The organism is Paenibacillus sp. FSL H3-0302 (assembly GCF_037982245.1).
Lineage (GTDB): Bacteria > Bacillota > Bacilli > Paenibacillales > Paenibacillaceae > Paenibacillus_AQ > Paenibacillus_AQ odorifer.
The window spans coordinates 3496780-3514208 of record NZ_CP150284.1; the positions used below are offsets into that span (position 1 = coordinate 3496780).

A 17429-nucleotide genomic window follows, 5' to 3' on the forward strand; every position below is an offset into this window, starting at 1 on the left:
CTGAACACTTTACCTTATCCTATACATTTAATAGCCGCATAATTGCGGCTTTTTGTATATAAATATCAAATTTCTAGGAGCAAATTCTCCACTGGGATTATAGCCTAGGCTGACAACCTGTAATAAATGCACCTGAACTTGCCATTAATCCACTATCTATAGCTTTGTCCAACTTGATAAAATGTAAGCGCAATCATTTAATCAATCGATTGGAGGAGTATGGCATGAAAAAGATTGGGGCAGGTTTTATATTCTTACTTGTGATGTGCGCAGCCTTATCCACAACTACGTTCGCGAAACAGCCTTATTCATCCTATTGGTTTCCGGAGCAATTGCTTCAGTGGAGTCCGGCATCCGACCCGGATGCGGCATTTAACCGGAGCACAGTCCCGCTGCAGGACCGTTTTGTAGCAGATGGAGTCAACGCTCATGCAACCAAAGCGCCAAAAGTCATGGCTTTATCAGCACTGAACCCGGGAACAAGCGGAGTTCCATCGCAGGGTTCAAGCAAATTCGAAGCTAACACATTTACCTATTGGCAATATGTTGACAAGCTGGTCTATTGGGGTGGTTCCGCGGGCGAAGGGATCATCGTACCTCCAAGCGCTGATACGATCGACGCGGCTCATAAAAATGGCGTGCCGATCATCGGAACGGTGTTCTTCCCACCAACCGTATATGGCGGGAAGTATGAATGGGTCAAGCAGATGCTTCAGCAGAATAGTGACGGATCCTTTCCTGCTGCTGACAAGTTGATCCAGGTTGCGAGCCATTACGGATTTGACGGCTGGTTTATTAACCAGGAGACTGAGGGCGGAACGCCGGCTGACGCACAGCAAATGAAAGCTTTCCTAAGTTATCTGGAATCGCACAAGTCAAATTCTATGCACATCGTATGGTATGATTCCATGACCAATGAGGGCAGTATTAGTTGGCAAAATGCACTTAACGACAAGAATGCGATGTTCCTGCAAGACAATAAAAAGCAAATAACAGACAATATGTTCCTGAACTTTTGGTGGAAGGATCTTAAAAGCTCGGCAGAGAAGGCTAGAAGCTTGGGCAGAAGTCCTTATGACTTGTATGCAGGCATCGATGTCGAAGCCAAGGGTTACGATACAAAGGTGAACTGGAATCTGTTGTTTCCGGATAAAGATCCTGCCGTTACTTCCCTTGGTATTTACCGCCCCGATTGGGCTTTTAACAGCGCAGAGAGTATGGAAGATTTCTTCGTACGCGAGAACAAATTTTGGGTGGGTCCAAACGGGAATCCGAGTAACACCTCGAGCGATCAAGCCTGGAAAGGTATCGCTAACGATGTGATCGAATCATCACCAATCAATGAGCTGCCTTTCACCACCAACTTCAACACGGGAAGCGGACAGAAATATTTTGTAAGAGGGAAGCAGGTGCGGGATAAAAGCTGGAACAACCGGAGTCTGCAGGATATTCTTCCCTCCTGGCGTTGGATTGCAGACAGCAAAGGTACCCCGCTTTCACCAGTGCTCGATTGGTCCGATGCCTATTACGGCGGCAGTTCGTTGATGGTATCAGGCGTACTGAACCCTAACAATGCGACACATCTGAAGCTCTACAAGACCAACCTTAAGATCGAAGCAAGCACAAAGCTGTCTATTACGTACAAAACACAAAATAAGCCAAGCCTGAAGGTTGGTCTTTCATTCGCAGATCAGCCCGATCAAAATATCTTCCTTAATGTGAAGGATAAGACATCGCCAGACTGGACAACTGAAACATTGAATTTGACCCCATACAAAGGGAAACGGATCGTAGCGTTGTCACTGTATTTTGATTCTAAGAATGCGATTAATAATTACAACATTCAAATTGGCCAGCTCTCCATTCAAAATGCTAATGACCCGATCAAACCACTACCCGCGGTTCGCGATCTTAAGGTCACTCAAACTGATTTTCGCAATGGTATTTATGGAGATGCCAGATTACAGTGGAAACAGCTTGACCAACAGGTCAAGCAATACGAAATCTATCGAGTGCTTCCAGATGGCAGTGAGATGTTCATAGGTGCAACACCAAATCATGTGTTTTACGTTCCTGAGATGCGAAGAATAGACAAAGAAACTATCACAGTATTGAAGGTTGTTGCCGTCAATGGAAGATACGAGCAAGGTCAATCCTCTAGCGTGAAGATCAGCTGGCCGGATTATCCAAAGCCGACTGCGGAGTTCAAAACTGATCGAACCCTAGTCGCTCCAGGCGAGAGCGTAAACTTCACCGACCTGTCGACTGAAGTGACAGAAGGATGGTCATGGACCTTCGAAAGCGGAAACCCCGCGGTCAGCACATCAAAGAACCCAGTTGTGACGTTCGCTCAGGAAGGCGTTTATAGTGTGACGCTGACTGCAACTAACAGCTCGGGCCAAGACACAATTACGAAAAAAGCGCTTATCACAGTGAGTAAGGAAGCTGGAGCAGTGAAAAATCTGGCACTTGGTAAAACTGCAACAGCCGATCATGCCTGCGGGGAAAAGGAAGGGGCACCTAACGCCGTAGATGGTAAAGTGACGGATAACAGTAAATGGTGCGCAATTGGCAATCTGCCCCATTGGCTTCAGGTCGACCTCGGCGCCGAACATCAACTCAGCGCTTTTGTCATCAAGCATGCTGAGAGCGGAGGAGAATGGTCCGGTTTTAATACCAGTGATTATACGATTCAGGTCAGCAGTGACGGAACGAACTGGACGGATGTCGTCAACGTCCAAGGAAACTCGGCTGCCGAGTCGACTGATTCAATTGCGTTAGTAAAAGCCCGCTATGTAAAATTATTGATTCTCAAACCTACGCAGGGAGCCGATACGGCAGCGCGAATCTATGAGTTTGAAGTGAAGGGATTATAATATACCCTATTACGTCATTCTAATATTAAAACAAATAAACCGTAGGCCACTTGAGGGGCTACGGTTTATTTGTTCTAACACTAATGATAGCTGAAATCAAAAAAAGAACCTGATTTATCTCATCAGATTCTTATATATTGCATATGAAAAGACACGATGATATAATCAATTCACGATTGAAATTCTATAGTTAGGCGTAAAAATTGCATCTTATATATTTAGTTTATCATGCCGTTAAATTCTTGTCAATTTTTTTCTCAATTTAATAGTTAGGAGCGATAATAAATGCGTTCTTTAGTTCTCGGTTTTCAGGAAGTGGACAATACACAGCTTTTGCTCGTTGGCGGAAAAGGGTTAAATTTAGGGAAACTATCACAAATAGAAGGTATACAAGTACCAGAAGGATTCTGTATTACAACAGTAGGATATCACCAAGCCCTCGAACAGAACCAAACGTATCATGCTTTGTTGGATCAACTAACTATGCTGAAAGTAGAAGATCGGGATCAAATCGGTGAAATCAGTAGGAAGATTCGGCAAATCATTGTGGAAGCAGAAATTCCTTCCGATGTTGTGAAGGCAGTTTCTCACTATCTCACCCAGCTGGGTGATGAACATGCTTATGCAGTGCGTTCTAGTGCGACCGCTGAAGATTTACCACATGCCTCTTTTGCAGGTCAACAAGATACCTATTTAAATATCATCGGCATAGAAGCAATCCTTCAGCATATCAGCAAATGTTGGGCTTCTCTATTTACGGATCGTGCCGTAATCTACCGTATGCAAAATGGATTTGACCACAGTCAAGTTTATTTATCCGTTATCGTTCAAAGGATGGTTTTTCCACAGGCTTCAGGGATTTTATTTACCGCTGATCCGATTACTTCTAACCGGAAACTGCTATCCATCGATGCTAGTTTTGGACTTGGCGAAGCTCTGGTCTCTGGCTTGGTATCTGCCGATGGTTATAAAGTAAAGCAAGAGAAAATTGTCGATAAGAGAATAGCAACCAAAAAATTGGCTATTTACGGACTAAAAGAAGGCGGAACAGAGACCCGGCAGATCGAAATCGATCAGCAAGAGACTCAAACACTTACTGAACAACAAATTTTACAATTAGCAAGGATAGGCAGACAGATTGAAGCTTATTTTGGTTGCCCACAAGATATCGAATGGTGTTTGACCGAGGATACATTTTATATCGTCCAGAGTCGGCCAATCACGACTTTATTCCCCATCCCAGAAGCGAATGATCAAGAAAACCACGTTTATGTATCTGTTGGTCATCAACAAATGATGACAGATCCCATGAAACCGCTGGGATTGGCCTTTTACCTGTTAACGACTCCTGCACCTATGCGTACAGCTGGCGGAAGATTGTTTGTTGATGTCACACCAAGTCTTGCTTCATCTGGCAGCAGAGAAATGATCATAGAAGCCTTAGGTAAATCTGATCCCCTCATAAAAGACGCACTCATAACCATCGTAGAGCGAGAAGATTTTATAAAATTCTCGGCAGATAATGAAAAAGCTTCTACTCCGAGTAAAAGCAATGCAAGCCTGCCACCTAGTGATTCTCAAGTACAACTCGAAAATGATCCGACAATCGTTTCTGACCTCATTAAGAGCAACCAAGCCTCGATAGAAGAGTTGCAACAAATCATTCAAACCAAATCAGGGGCGGAGTTGTTTGATTTTATTCTGGAAGATATGCAGCAATTAAAGAAGATTCTATTCAACCCACAAAGTATGCGTGTGATTATGGCGGCTATGGATGCTTCAGCGTGGATCAATGAAAAAATAAATGAGTGGTTGGGTGAAAAAAACGCAGCGGATACGCTTTCTCAATCTGTACAAGGCAATATAACTTCAGAAATGGGTCTGGCGCTACTCAATCTCGCTGATGTGATTCGGCCTTATCCGGAAGTCATTGATTACTTACAGCAGGTTAAAGATGAAAATTTCTTAAATGAACTGGTTAGCTTTGAGGGTGGGCAGGAAACCCAAGACGCTTTCTATGACTATCTCAGTAAATACGGAATGCGATGTACCGGAGAAATCGATCTTACAAGAACTCGTTGGAGCGAAAAGCCAACTACACTTGTCCCCATGATTCTCAGTAATATCAAAAACTTTAAACCTAATGCTGGCCATCGGAAATTTGAGCAAGGTCGACAGGAAGCTTTGAAAAAAGAACAAGAGCTATTAGATCGATTGAAGCAATTACCCGATGGTGAACAAAAAGCGAATGAAACAAAACGAATGATTGATCTCATCCGGAATTTCAGCGGGTTTAGAGAATACCCAAAATACGGCATGGTTAATCGCTATTTCGTTTATAAACAAGCTTTACTGAAAGAAGCTGAACAACTAATACAATCGGGAGTTATTCCTGAAAAAGAAGATATATACTATCTCACTTTTGGAGAACTATGCGAAGTTGTAAGCACAAATAAATTGGATTACCAGATCATCAGCAAACGCAAAGAAGAGTACAAATTATTTGAAAAACTAACTCCACCACGTGTTATTACGTCTGAAGGTGAAATCATTGCGGGTAAGTATAAACGAGAAAACCTCCCAACTGAAGCTATTGTAGGTTTAGCGGTTTCTGCCGGTGTTATAGAGGGACGTGCGCGTGTCATCTTAAACATGGAGGATGCTGATCTAGAAAACGGAGATATATTAGTTACCTTATTTACTGACCCTAGCTGGACTCCATTGTTTGTATCTGTAAAAGGCCTAGTTACTGAAGTTGGTGGACTAATGACCCATGGGGCAGTTATTGCGCGTGAATATGGCTTGCCAGCAGTTGTCGGAGTGGAGAATGCTACCAAATTGATAAAAGACGGGCAACGAATTCGTGTGCATGGAACAGAAGGCTATATCGAGATATTGTAATGGCTGAATCACGAATGTGGTTTGACAAATTCAATCTTTTGAATTATTTTTAATAGTGAATTTTAAATTCATTATTAAAGGTGAGGGGCAATATGCAGTCTAAAAAAGATGAAGTGAAACAGGAAATTGAATCCGCCGCTTTAAAGGTATTTTTCCAAAAAGGCTTCTCTGATGCCAAAATGAATGATATTGCCGATGAAATTCAAATTTCTGTTGGAAATATTTATACTTATTTTAAAAATAAAAAAGAGTTGTTCTATTCGGTTGTTCCGCCGTCTTTAGTGGACTATTTGAAGAATGTGTTAGTGGAAAATATTCGCATCGATAACCAGACTTTTTTTGATGATGTTAATAATGAGAAAAAATCAGCTATCGTTCAAGAGCAAATAACTATATTAACCCAGTACAGCAGGCAGATTGTTATTATTTTTGAAAAGAATAAAGGGACCGTATATAGCAATGCCAAAAACGAGCTGATCGATCTGATGATCGAAACTAAAAGGCCCTATATTAAGGATCATTATAAAAGATACGAAATCGGAACCGAAGAAAATATGATTCTGCTGAAGATCATCGCGAACAATGTCATCAATATGATTCTGGATTTATTAAAGCACGAGATGAGCGCCGATAGCCGGAAACGGATTTTTGAGGCATTAAGCTTATACTGGCTGCATGGACTAAAAAGCTTAAACGAATAACGTCAATGCGCCGAATTTAGGTGTGGGGTGGAACTGGCGCACAACACTGCAATGAGGGACAACCAAGTGGATATGCACATTTAGCATCTACGAGGGTCCCTATTTTTTTAATCCAATAATGAATAATGAATTCACTATTTAAAGGTGTAATCATGAAACGGGGGAAGCTACGATGAAGATAGGTTATGCGTTTAAGGACTGCAATGTTATTTATGGAGATGCAATAAAAGGCACAGAAACCCATATGACTATTTTGATTCAGGAAAACGGATTGATTCAAGAGATCGGGAAAGCAAGCGCTGTAACTGTCCCGACCCATTACCAAACGATCGATTGTTCGGGGAAATATGTGATGCCCGGTCTCATCAACGCGCATGTTCATCTTTTTGCCGATGGGAAGCCATTTACGCTATCTGCCAGTGAAGGGCTGCTGAATTTTGCGTTTCATCATATTTTGGATACGAGACTGGGCAGAAACGTGTTGAAGAAATGGATGAAAAAAAATGCCCTAACCGCACTGCATTCCGGAGTAACAACGATGCGTAGCGTAGGTGAATTTTTTTATACTGATGTTCTTTTGAGGGATGAGATTAAGGCAAATCAATTTATTGGACCTAATCTTTTGGTATCCGGGTATTTCCTGAGCGTAACGGATGGCCACGGTGCACCTTATTTGGCTTTGGTCGGTGATTCACCATGGGAAGGGAGAAGAAATGTAAGAATCAATGTAAAAAACGGAGTGGACCTAATCAAAATATGTGTAACTGGCGGGGTTACCGATGCCAAAAGGGTCGGAGAAGCAGGCCGCTTGCAAATGACGGAAGAAGAGGTGGCTGCGATTTGCGAGGAAGCTCATAAAATTGGGATGCGTGTGGCGGCACATGCAGAAAGTACCGAAGGTGTAAGAGTTGCGTTAAAGGGTGGGGTGGATACTATTGAACACGGCGCGGAGATGGATGAGGAAATGATCAGGCTGTACAAAAATAATCCCAGAGCCTTAAAGGGCTACACCGCTGTGATCCCTACTTTACAAGCAGCTTATCCCAGTGCGAAATTAGATCCGAGCCTGACAAAGTTGAATACAACCATTAAGGAAAATGCCCGGCTTGTGTATGACTCAATGTTAAAAGGGCTACAGCAGGCTATAGAACATGATATCAAAATTGGTGTGGGCACGGATGCCGCTATGTCTTATGTAACCCACTATGATCTTTGGCGTGAGCTTGATCATTTCATGCGACAAACAAAGCTGAACGCAAGTCAGGTTATTGAACTAGTAACCAAATCAAATGCAGAGATTTTGGGAATCGATCACCTGACAGGTTCTATAGATGTTGGCAAATATGCGGATTTAATCATGATGGAGCAAAACCCATTGGAGAACATAAAAGCTTTGTCTGATGTAGCTATGGTTATGGTCAGAGGGAATTTAATACAAACACCCTCTGTGAACAGAATTCAAGCAGTGGACGAGCTGCTGGATACGGTTTGGAGTATTTAGGAGTGAGATAAATGATTGTAGAAGCACGTTTGGGTATCCTAGCTATTCTTAAAAGAACAGCGCCCGGTATGAATAACTATAAGCCTGTCAGCCTTTCTGGTCGGGAAGCTTATTTATTATGATTCCTGTAAATAACGGACCCGCCTGAAGGGAATTCTAGAGATGAGAGACATCTCAAATTCTAATCAGGATGAGGACAGAATTCATGAAGCAACCTTCCAGTAAAACTGAAGAAGAAGATAAACTGAAATGGTGGCAACTAAGCTTGTTAGGCATTGCTGGCACTATAGGAACAGGGTACTTTTTGGGTTCAGGTCTAGCAATTTCTATGGGAGGGCCAGCAGTGCTGCTAGCCTACATTTTAGCTGCTATTGGAACATATGTCGTATTTGATGCACTGGCTCAGATGACAGCGGAAGATCCGGAGCAGGGTTCATTTCGATCCTATGCAAAAAAAGCATTTGGAAATTGGGCAGGGTTCGGGAGCGGCTGGGTATATTGGTTTTCGGAACTGTTGATTATGGGAAGTCAGCTCACAGCATTGTCCATATTCTCACGATTTTGGTTCCCGCCCGTACCGATGTGGGTGTTTGCTGCCGGTTACGCTGTTGTGAGCCTGTTGATTGTGTTTTTTGGCAATAAGGGCTTTGACAGGGTTGAAAATATTCTGGCCATCATTAAAGTGGCGGCTATACTAATGTTCCTTGTTATTGCTGCCGTACTTCTGACGGGTTGGATCGGAGGTTCTAAGTTCTCACCGAAAGTTCCACTTGGGTTTAAAGCGTTGTTTCCATCTGGAGGTATCGGGTTGTGGTCTGCCTTTATTTTTGCTTTTTATGCCTATGGTGGCATTGAGGTGCTGGGAATTATGTCCTACAGGCTAAAGAAACCTGAGGAAGCTCCAAAAGCAGGAAAGGTGATGTTGCTGGGACTGGCTACGGTGTATGTTCTATCAATCGGGCTTGCAGTAATCATGGTGCCGCTTAGAGCTTTTAATCCAAAAGAAAGTCCTTTTGTGCTCGCGCTCAGCAGCGACCATCTGACCTTTGTTCCGCATTTGTTTAACGGGGTGTTGATCATAGCTGGGTTCTCCACGATGACAGCTTCGCTTTATGCCATTACCTCGATGATGATCACTCTTTCACAGGAAGGGGATGCACCCAAGGTTTTTTCGAAGAAATGGAAGGATAAATATCCGTTTTTTGCCCTTTGTTTAATAGCTGGAGGTTTAGGGGGTGCCATTATGATGTCATTGTGGTTGCCAGGAAAAGTATACGAATACATTACAACTGCTGCCGGACTGATGATCCTCTATAACTGGTCCTTTATATTGCTCTCCTCCCGCAAGCTGCTTAAGCCCAGTCTTCTAAATGGGGTGAAACGCTGGCTGGGCTTAGTGCTGATCGCTACTGCTGTAGCAGGTACGCTATTTCACGCGCTCAGTCGTCCAGGCCTCTACATCAGTCTGTTAATTGTTTCACTGATTGCGTTGAGTGATTGGATTGTTCAACATAACCATAACAAGAATGGCGGTTCTGTTAAGGATCACAGTACGGACGAACAGTCCAATGAATATCATTCTTTACCGGGCGATCCTGAATTTCGGATTAAGGGCATCAGGATGCGAAAAAACAAGGTTTAATAAAAAAAGAGAAGTCGGGCAGCCTGTACACCAAAATAAAAACCAAAGCCAATCAGCGACAGACCTGACAGAACGGAGATCGCCTTCAATACCCGAACAGTTAGAAATTTACGAAAGAGGCTGGAGGCGGCAGCCATGACTACATCCCAGAGTAAAATCCCGAGGACGATCGCTCCACTGTAGATCAATAACTGCTGCATTGGATACTCGCTAACCACCTTAGCTAATATTGAGCCGTATATACCCAGCCAAAAAAGGATGGAGAGGGGATTAAACAAGGACATCAGAAATCCCGAAAGATAAGATTTGGACAGTGAGACATCGTTTCCCCTCATCTCAATCCCTGAAATTTCTCTTGTATTTTTAATGCTGTCTACACCTGAATAGACGAGGACAAAGAATCCGAACAACCATAAAAACACTTTAACAAACGGAGCATCCAGCAGATGAATGAGGCCAAAATAAACAAGCAGCATATAGATGATATCGGCACTAACCGCCCCTAAACCAACTATCCAGGCAGGCATAAATCCTCCGCGGAGTCCCTTGTCCAGCTGTGCTGCATTAATGGGTCCGAGAGGTGCCGAGAGGGATAATCCTAGAATCATATAACCTATAAATACGTTAATGTTGTCCTCCTCCTTTATATAGATAACATATTCCAATAAAGGTCGTAGTAGGACAAGCAAAAGAAGGCCCGCGAGTGATTGCAGGCCTTCTTTTATAAGAAGCTGAAGAGTGAGTAGGATTACGCCTTAACGGATTCAGGTCTTTTGACAAGAAGAGGTGGAGGAATCAACCAGCCCTTTTTCTTAGTCAAATGTAGAATTTTAAGGCCGATGGCTGCTTTGGTAAGGTGATATTTAGCAAACAAAGCCCCTATATCTTCTCTGATCGATTGTCCCATTGCCTGACTACATGCCACAAGTCCAACAGCATTATCAGCTGCAAGTTTGGCAGCAATTTCAGGATCTGTGAAACGTGCCCCTACAGGAATATCTTCAAGCTTGGCATCGGGCCGATTTGGCATTACTGGTGCAGATGCAATACCTTGCTCTGAGAGCAGTGTATCACACTCACTGATTTCAAGCTCCGCTTGATCAATTAAAGCTCCTAATATTTTTTTCAGGTCATTGTCACCAGCGTGATACATATAAGCTCTGTAACAAGAGAGTGCTCCCTTTGCTACCATTGAGGCTTGCCAAACCGTAAAAATCTCTCCATAATGCATCGGTTCTTCTTTGGGGTTACCGCCTAGAATCCCTGTCATAAACAGTCTCCTTTATTGTTGAATTTGAACAAACATTAGCATGCCCACAAAAACACGGAAATTGCAGCTTTTCGGATAAAATAGGTATGTAAATTTGAGGCGTCGTCATTCGTGCAAGTTTAAGGATAAATGTGAAAATAAGGAACGATAAAATTGAACACGAGTTGTGGAGGAATCAAATGCTTTTCAACGTGATGATTGGAAGTATAAATGCCTTTTGCATTCAATGAAGTTGCTTATCACTGGAGATGGTGGAGTGTATCTCCAACCGAGGCAGGGATTGATGGAGAGTCATTGAGACTTCCAACACCTTTGGTAAGTACTCAGCTAATCAAACAAAGGATAACCTGTATGCCAGGAATATTAATGCAACGGGTAATCATAATACAACAGCGGTAGAACCGAGCGCAGGCAGTCGGGGATGAGTATCGAGAATAGGAGGTGGTTGGTCTCTTAGAGTTGCTTGGACTTACAAGCTTGCGGAATAGAAGCCGAGAAAAAAAGCTAAACTTTTTAGAGCTAAAGGGAATTGTAGGGGCCTTTTTTATGATTAGGATCCTGAGCTGGGACTGTATTTACAGACTCGTCAAAAAATTTATACCTTTAATTTGTTTCAAATAAAAAGCCGGTTTCAGGATGAGCCTGAATAACCGGTTTTACATTTTTTTAGCAAATCATCTTTAGGAGAGTTAGAAGAACCAATAAAGGATTACGCCGTGCGGCGCATATCTAGCACCAGCCACAGGTTCCAGAGTCGTCCGTAACCCGCACATGTTGGCATGCTCAGTGAGGAGTTCCGCGTATTCCACCGGAGCAGGACTTCGCAATGATAATTTTATTCTGAGTTTACGAAAATTGGCGGAACCGGACAAAAGTGGGAGAGTAACTGCAGTACTTCAGAAGACAGAAGCTTCTGGACCATGTTTATGATTGAAGAATAATTTTTTTAAAACTAAGGGATTTGAATTCATAGACCCTGTTTGATTAAACTCCAGATGCGTTCAAACCTGTCTTGGTAGTCAGGTAAATTCCAGGATTCTTTGAAGGATGGGAGGCTAAATACTGCAAACGCAGAGAGAATCGCCTCAGCCCGTTCCAAGTGGGGATCGTGATAGTCCATGAAGCCGTCAATGATTTGGTAGGAATCCCAGAGAACATCGCGTAATACCAGTGGATTGCTATCCACGTATTGAGTATTCAAGGCAAACATCTTGGGATTCTCGTTATAAGCGCGTTTTTTTGCGTTAACAAATGCCCATAGCCAATCGTGAAGCAATTCTTGCGGTTTAGTTAAATTAGTCATATCTAATTTAATTTGTTCTGAAATCATCCGGTTGAACCAGCTCTTAGATACAGCTGCCCAGAGCTCTTGCTTATTTTTAAAGTGCTTATAGAGCGCTGCATGGGTGATACTTAATTCATCCGCAATTTGTGAGAGTGTCACTTCAGATTTTTCCGTGCGTTTAATTAATGCCTCAGCTGTTTCAATAATGAGCTCTTGAGTGATTTTAGCCACCGTCCTGCTAACCCTTCTTTCTTCAATAAATTCCTTTTTATCGTTAATACACTTGCGAGTATTCTAACATATAAAATATTCAGTAACAATTGTTGATTTTTGTAACTTATTGTTTTATGCTTGTTGTGTAAGTTACAAAAACAAATAAATGTTACTTTTTTTAACGCATAGGAGGTCATTAATTATGAAAGCAGCACAGATCACCAAATATTCAAAAAAGTTCATAGTAAAAGTGAACGATATTCCAATCCCAGAAATAAGTGATAACGAAGTCTTGGTTCAGGTGAAAGCAGCAGCAGTTAATCATTTGGAATTGCTTATTGGTACCGGAAGTGTAAAGCTGATTCAGGATTATGAATTCCCATTAGTACTTGGTAACGAGCTGACGGGTGTTATTGAAAAAGTGGGTAAGAAGGTGCAAGGTTTCAAAGTTGGCGATGCAATTTATTCACGTCTGCCACTACAAAAAATCGGTGCCTTTGCGGAATACGCGGCAATTAATGCAGATGCCATCGGGTACCTACCCACCAATCTGAATTTTGTGACTGGTGCTGCTGCGCCATTAACAGGATTGACAGCCTATCAAGGATTAAATGAAGAATTAAATGCTAAAGCTGGCGAAAGCGTGTTTATCCCTGGAGGGTCTGGTTCGTTTGGCCAAATGGCCATTCCTATCGCCAAAAGCATGGGGCTCAAGGTCATCATCAGTGGAAATCCAGAAGCACGTGAACGGACAATGGCCGCTGGTGCAGACCAATATATTGATTATACGACTACGAACTATTGGGAACAGCTTAGTGATGTTGATTATGTGATGGATACCTTGGGACCCAGCGAATTTGATCATGAACTTTCAATTATTAAAGCAGGAGGCCGCCTTCTTTCTCTGCGGACCGGTCCTAACAAACGTTTTGCAGAAGATTTGGGCTTCTCTGGCTGGAAACAAAAGCTCTTCACCATCGCCGGGGCTAAGTATGATCATAAAGCGAAGAAAAAGAAGATTCAATATCATTTCATTTTTGTTCGCAGTGATGGCGAACAATTAAAGAAAATTACGAAGATTATTGAAGATAATGGGATTGTACCAGCAGTGGACCCTACAGAATTCCACATAGAAGATATTAACGAAGCACTGACTTTTGTTGCTGAAGGTCATCCTAAAGGAAAAGTTATTATCAGATTTTAAGAAGGGTCTCAATTGTTGTCAAAAAATTCTTTACTGATCATTCTAGAATTGATATACTGATGCAAATTAGAGTTAATAGTGTAGTTTTTACCTTAACTAGAATGATCGTTCTTGAATATTTTGAAGAAATTTATTAAGGGAGGGGGTGAATGAGATACAAGTTTAATCGTGAATATAAACTCTATTGAAATGTTGTTAATTGATCAAAAAACTTAAAAGGGAGAGAATAATATGAAATATACAGTGATTACAGGAGCAAGCTCAGGAATTGGGTATGAAACAGCATTGGCGTTTGCTGCACGCGGTAAAAATTTAATTTTGGTAGCTAGAAGATTAGATAAATTAGAAGAACTTAAATCAACAATTCAGAATATTGATCCTAATGTAGATGTTATTGTTCGTTCAAATGATCTGTCTATTACAGAGCAGGCTTACACACTGTATAACACTTTGAAGGAATACCAAATAGAAACCTGGATTAATAATGCAGGACTTGGTGAAGCTTCTTTTGTGGTAGAACAGAATTTAGATAAAGTTGAAATTATGTTACGTGTTAACATCGAATCCTTGACGATCCTTTCAACACTATTTGTGCGAGATTATGCTGATGTAGAAGGAACTCAGTTAATTAACGTATCATCCGCACTCGGATATGCCATTGCTGTTGGGAGCGTTGCTTATTCTGCATCTAAATATTATGTTAGTGCCTTCACCGAAGGGCTTGCAAAGGAACTAGAGCTTAAAGGCGCGAAATTAAAAGCAAAGGTTTTAGCACCAGCAATAACTGAAACGGAATTTGTAAAGAAATCTATAGATGCTGAAGAATTTGATTACAAAGCAAACATGCCTAAATACCACACTGCCAAACAAATGGCGAGTTTCATGGTAGAGCTTTATGATAGCAATGATATGATAGGGATTGTTGACCAGAACTATGATTTCAATCTGAGAGATCAAATCTATCCAATTATATCTGAGTTTTAAATCGAATTAGATATTAGTCACTAAAACGATCGTTGAAGAAACTGGAGCAAAAAGAACTGGCTTCCCTATTCTTAAACGTGGGGTACAACTTTTTTGCATACGCTGGAAAAAGATTGGACTCTGGATTGTTTATAAGCAGACAAAGTAAGAATTCTTCGGTAAGCATCAGTTAAGTTATCATGTTATGAATAAAATCAAGCATCTTGCTTGATTTTATTTACGTTTTATATATTAGTTTGCGGATCGTTTACTTAAATGTATAATGATTGCTTGAGGTGATTACAATGGCAAGAAGCAAAGAATTTGAAATTAATGAAGTACTAGATAAAGCGATACAACTATTTTGGATGCAAGGTTACGAGAAAACTTCAATGCAAGATTTGGTAGACTGTATGGGAATTCACAGAAGAAGTATCTATGATACATTTGGTGATAAGCACGCCTTATATTTGACGGCACTCCAACGGTACGAATCTACTCAAAACAAAAAAATGAGATTCTTGGTTGAGAAACAAGAACCCGTAAAGGAGATCATTCGACAATTTCTAGAATCTTCGATGAGGAGCGAAGGAGAACCTCAAGGATGTTTCATAGTTAATTCGGGTGTGGAGTTGGGAGTACTGGATCCGGAGGTTGCATCCTTTGTTGAGAATAGCTATTCAAAAACGGAGAAGTTGTTATATGACCTCGTTCAGACTGGCCAGCAAAGAGGTGAACTTAGAATTTCACTGGAGCCCGAGGCTATTTCCCATTATTTAATGAATGCCTGGTTAGGACTACGTACAATGGTAAAAACGGCAACGGACCATGGGAAATTAACAAGTATTATTCATACCATACTGATCACTCTAGATTAAAACTCCTTTATCTATCTGCAGTGTAAGAGGACAAGCACTTGTATCGAATGCCGAAAATAGACAATCAACTTACTGCTACCCGAGTACGCAAAGAATAGAACCGACTTAATACGCCCAGTTTAACTATATAAATACCGCGTCCGACACCAACTGTAAGGAACTAAGAATGCAGACACTAAAAAAACCCATGTTGACGATGGGCTTCTTAGTCAATGTGGATATTAATCTGTCCAAGATCGATAGATACGGCGCACTTCACGGAAGGATTGTTTAGGTTTGCGGTATTCATTAACCAGACCCTTGTTGTTGAAGCCGCGGGCACGGTCGCGAAAGTTCTTGCTGCTGCTCTTCAGATCGCCGCGGATGTCTGCAAACTGCCAGATGTAAGTCCCGCCAATTTTCGAATCATTTTTGAAGATCGCCAGTGCTTCAGTTACAATATCTGCCTGATAATCCTCGCTGAACAATCTCTGCTCCCAGCCCACATCCCCAAATAGTCCAGCACCACCGAATTCGGTCATGAGCACTACCTTGTCACCGGCTCCCATCTGCTCCGCACGCACATGGAACTGTTCCAGCATGTCTTTAAAGCTGGCTGTATCGCCTTCGTACCAACCAAAATATTTATTAATACCGATAACATCGAATAAAGGAAGTAGAATATCTTCGAGTGGATGCATCGTAGCGTAGGTGACAAGCCTAGTACTGTCGAGTTTCTTCACCAATCCGACTAGAGCTTGTGTGAAAGCATATGCTTCTTGCGTCCGGGTATCAATCTCATTATGAACGGACCAAAAGATCACACTTGGGTGATGCATATGCAAGCTGATCATTTCTTCAATCATAGTCAGTGCACGCTCCTGGAAGAGCGGCTCACTTACTGTTTCGTTCGGCAGAAAGGCTCCCCATATCGGAATTTCGCTCCAGTATACAATCCCTTGCTCATCGAGTAGATCAAGCCAATATGGGCTTTGGGGATAATGAGAACCCCGGACGGAATTGCAACCTAACTCCAAAATGATACTGAGCTCCTTGTGCATCAGCTTCGGAGGGAAGGCGAAACCCCACTCAGGATGCTCTTCATGTCTATTCACCCCCTTAAGATAAACGGGTGAACCGTTAATTAGAATCCGATGATCCTTTGTTTCAATATAGCGAAAACCGATCCGTTCAATCTTGTCGTCTTCCTCTGTCCGCAGTTGAAAGGTATACAGTTCTGGAAGACCTACGTTCCACAAACGTACTTCAGGCATAAGCAACTTGAACGTATGACTGAGGGTCTGGCCAGTTTCAATCTGTACTTCTTCCGAGTGCAATTCATGTCCGCTTTCGGAGAATGTGATCTTTGTAGTGTGCTGCTCCTTAAAGAAGGAATGGAGCCTCACCTGAACAGTGACATCGGCATCTGGTCCATGCAGTTCATAATCAATCTTCAGTTGTTCGATGTAAAGTTCAGGCAAATATTGCAGCTCCACCGACCGTATGATTCCCCCATAATGAAACCAATCCACCTGCTCCGTAGGAATCGTAAGTCGGTCCAAGGTGCTGTCCGTCCGGACGATAATCTCATGTTCTCCTGCCCCTAAGGAAGGAACAATAAATTCAAAAGGTGTAAATCCTCCATAGTGATATCCAAGGTGCTGCCCGTCCAAATAGACGTCGGCGTGGCCCAGCACGGCATGAAAGATGAGTCTGACATGCTGCGAATTCACAGTCTGTATTTTTTTACGATACCAACCGACACCTTCATAATCGTACATTCCCAGTTCATTATTCCAGCACGAGGGCACATAAAGAGACTGCCAAGAATGTGGAAATCGCTCAAACCATTTTTCTTGAACACCCGTATTTAACGGATCCTTCATGAAATCCCAAGGCCCATCCAACAGTGCAGTTCTCCGAATTTGATACTCGCTAAAAGTCCTTAACAAGTGTGTTCCTCCTTTTTTTCCTGTAATGTATTGTGAATTTCAGACATCTTGATAATATGGATAG

Annotated in this window: 12 protein-coding genes; 8 read left to right on the forward strand and 4 right to left on the reverse strand. The window is 42.1% G+C overall.

From position 1 onward, the window contains the following. Window positions 1-224: 224 nt before the first annotated feature. The 5 genes from MHH50_RS15480 (at window position 225) to MHH50_RS15500 (ending at window position 9621) form a co-directional block, all read left to right on the forward strand. Window positions 225-2876, forward strand: a complete 2652-nt coding sequence (locus MHH50_RS15480) for a discoidin domain-containing protein (protein WP_076307840.1) — start codon at window positions 225-227, stop codon at window positions 2874-2876. 285 nt (window positions 2877-3161) lie between these two features. After that, on the forward strand, window positions 3162-5777 hold the full coding sequence (gene ppsA, locus MHH50_RS15485) for a phosphoenolpyruvate synthase (RefSeq protein WP_340033094.1): 2616 nt from the start codon (window positions 3162-3164) through the stop codon (window positions 5775-5777). 92 nt (window positions 5778-5869) lie between these two features. Next, entirely contained in the window at window positions 5870-6478 is a 609-nt protein-coding gene (locus MHH50_RS15490) for a TetR/AcrR family transcriptional regulator (protein ID WP_076133162.1), read from the forward strand. A gap of 172 nt (window positions 6479-6650) precedes the next feature. After that, a complete protein-coding gene (locus MHH50_RS15495) occupies window positions 6651-7979 on the forward strand; it encodes an amidohydrolase family protein (RefSeq protein WP_340033095.1) in 1329 nt (442 codons plus the stop codon). A gap of 205 nt (window positions 7980-8184) precedes the next feature. Then, window positions 8185-9621, forward strand: coding sequence for an amino acid permease (locus tag MHH50_RS15500; protein WP_340033096.1), 1437 nt, complete (start codon window positions 8185-8187; stop codon window positions 9619-9621). Here the strand turns inward: MHH50_RS15500 and MHH50_RS15505 are convergent. The 3 genes from MHH50_RS15505 to MHH50_RS15515 form a co-directional block, all read right to left on the reverse strand. After that, window positions 9618-10250, reverse strand: a complete 633-nt coding sequence (locus MHH50_RS15505; protein WP_076278553.1) for a LysE family transporter — start codon at window positions 10248-10250, stop codon at window positions 9618-9620. The genes MHH50_RS15500 and MHH50_RS15505 overlap by 4 nt on opposite strands. A 119-nt stretch (window positions 10251-10369) precedes the next feature. Next, window positions 10370-10891, reverse strand: coding sequence for a DUF3231 family protein (locus tag MHH50_RS15510; RefSeq protein WP_036677170.1), 522 nt, complete (start codon window positions 10889-10891; stop codon window positions 10370-10372). Between the two features lie 967 nt (window positions 10892-11858). Continuing rightward, the gene (locus MHH50_RS15515; protein WP_076303704.1) at window positions 11859-12407 is read right to left on the reverse strand and encodes a TetR/AcrR family transcriptional regulator; all 549 of its coding nucleotides are present in this window, start codon (window positions 12405-12407) and stop codon (window positions 11859-11861) included. 184 nt (window positions 12408-12591) lie between these two features. On the opposite strand from MHH50_RS15515, the gene MHH50_RS15520 reads away from it, so the two are divergent. The 3 genes from MHH50_RS15520 (at window position 12592) to MHH50_RS15530 (ending at window position 15434) form a co-directional block, all read left to right on the forward strand. Further along, on the forward strand, window positions 12592-13593 hold the full coding sequence (locus MHH50_RS15520; RefSeq protein ID WP_339243553.1) for an NADP-dependent oxidoreductase: 1002 nt from the start codon (window positions 12592-12594) through the stop codon (window positions 13591-13593). A 231-nt stretch (window positions 13594-13824) separates the two neighbouring features. After that, window positions 13825-14577 (forward strand): SDR family NAD(P)-dependent oxidoreductase, encoded by a 753-nt coding sequence (locus MHH50_RS15525; protein ID WP_339243555.1) that lies wholly within the window; start codon window positions 13825-13827, stop codon window positions 14575-14577. Window positions 14578-14861: 284 nt separating this feature from the next. Next, on the forward strand, window positions 14862-15434 hold the full coding sequence (locus MHH50_RS15530; RefSeq protein WP_076184953.1) for a TetR/AcrR family transcriptional regulator: 573 nt from the start codon (window positions 14862-14864) through the stop codon (window positions 15432-15434). A gap of 221 nt (window positions 15435-15655) precedes the next feature. Here MHH50_RS15530 and MHH50_RS15535 read toward each other — a convergent pair whose 3' ends face one another. After that, on the reverse strand, window positions 15656-17365 hold the full coding sequence (locus tag MHH50_RS15535) for a glycoside hydrolase family 2 TIM barrel-domain containing protein (RefSeq protein ID WP_340033097.1): 1710 nt from the start codon (window positions 17363-17365) through the stop codon (window positions 15656-15658). Window positions 17366-17429 lie beyond the last annotated feature (64 nt).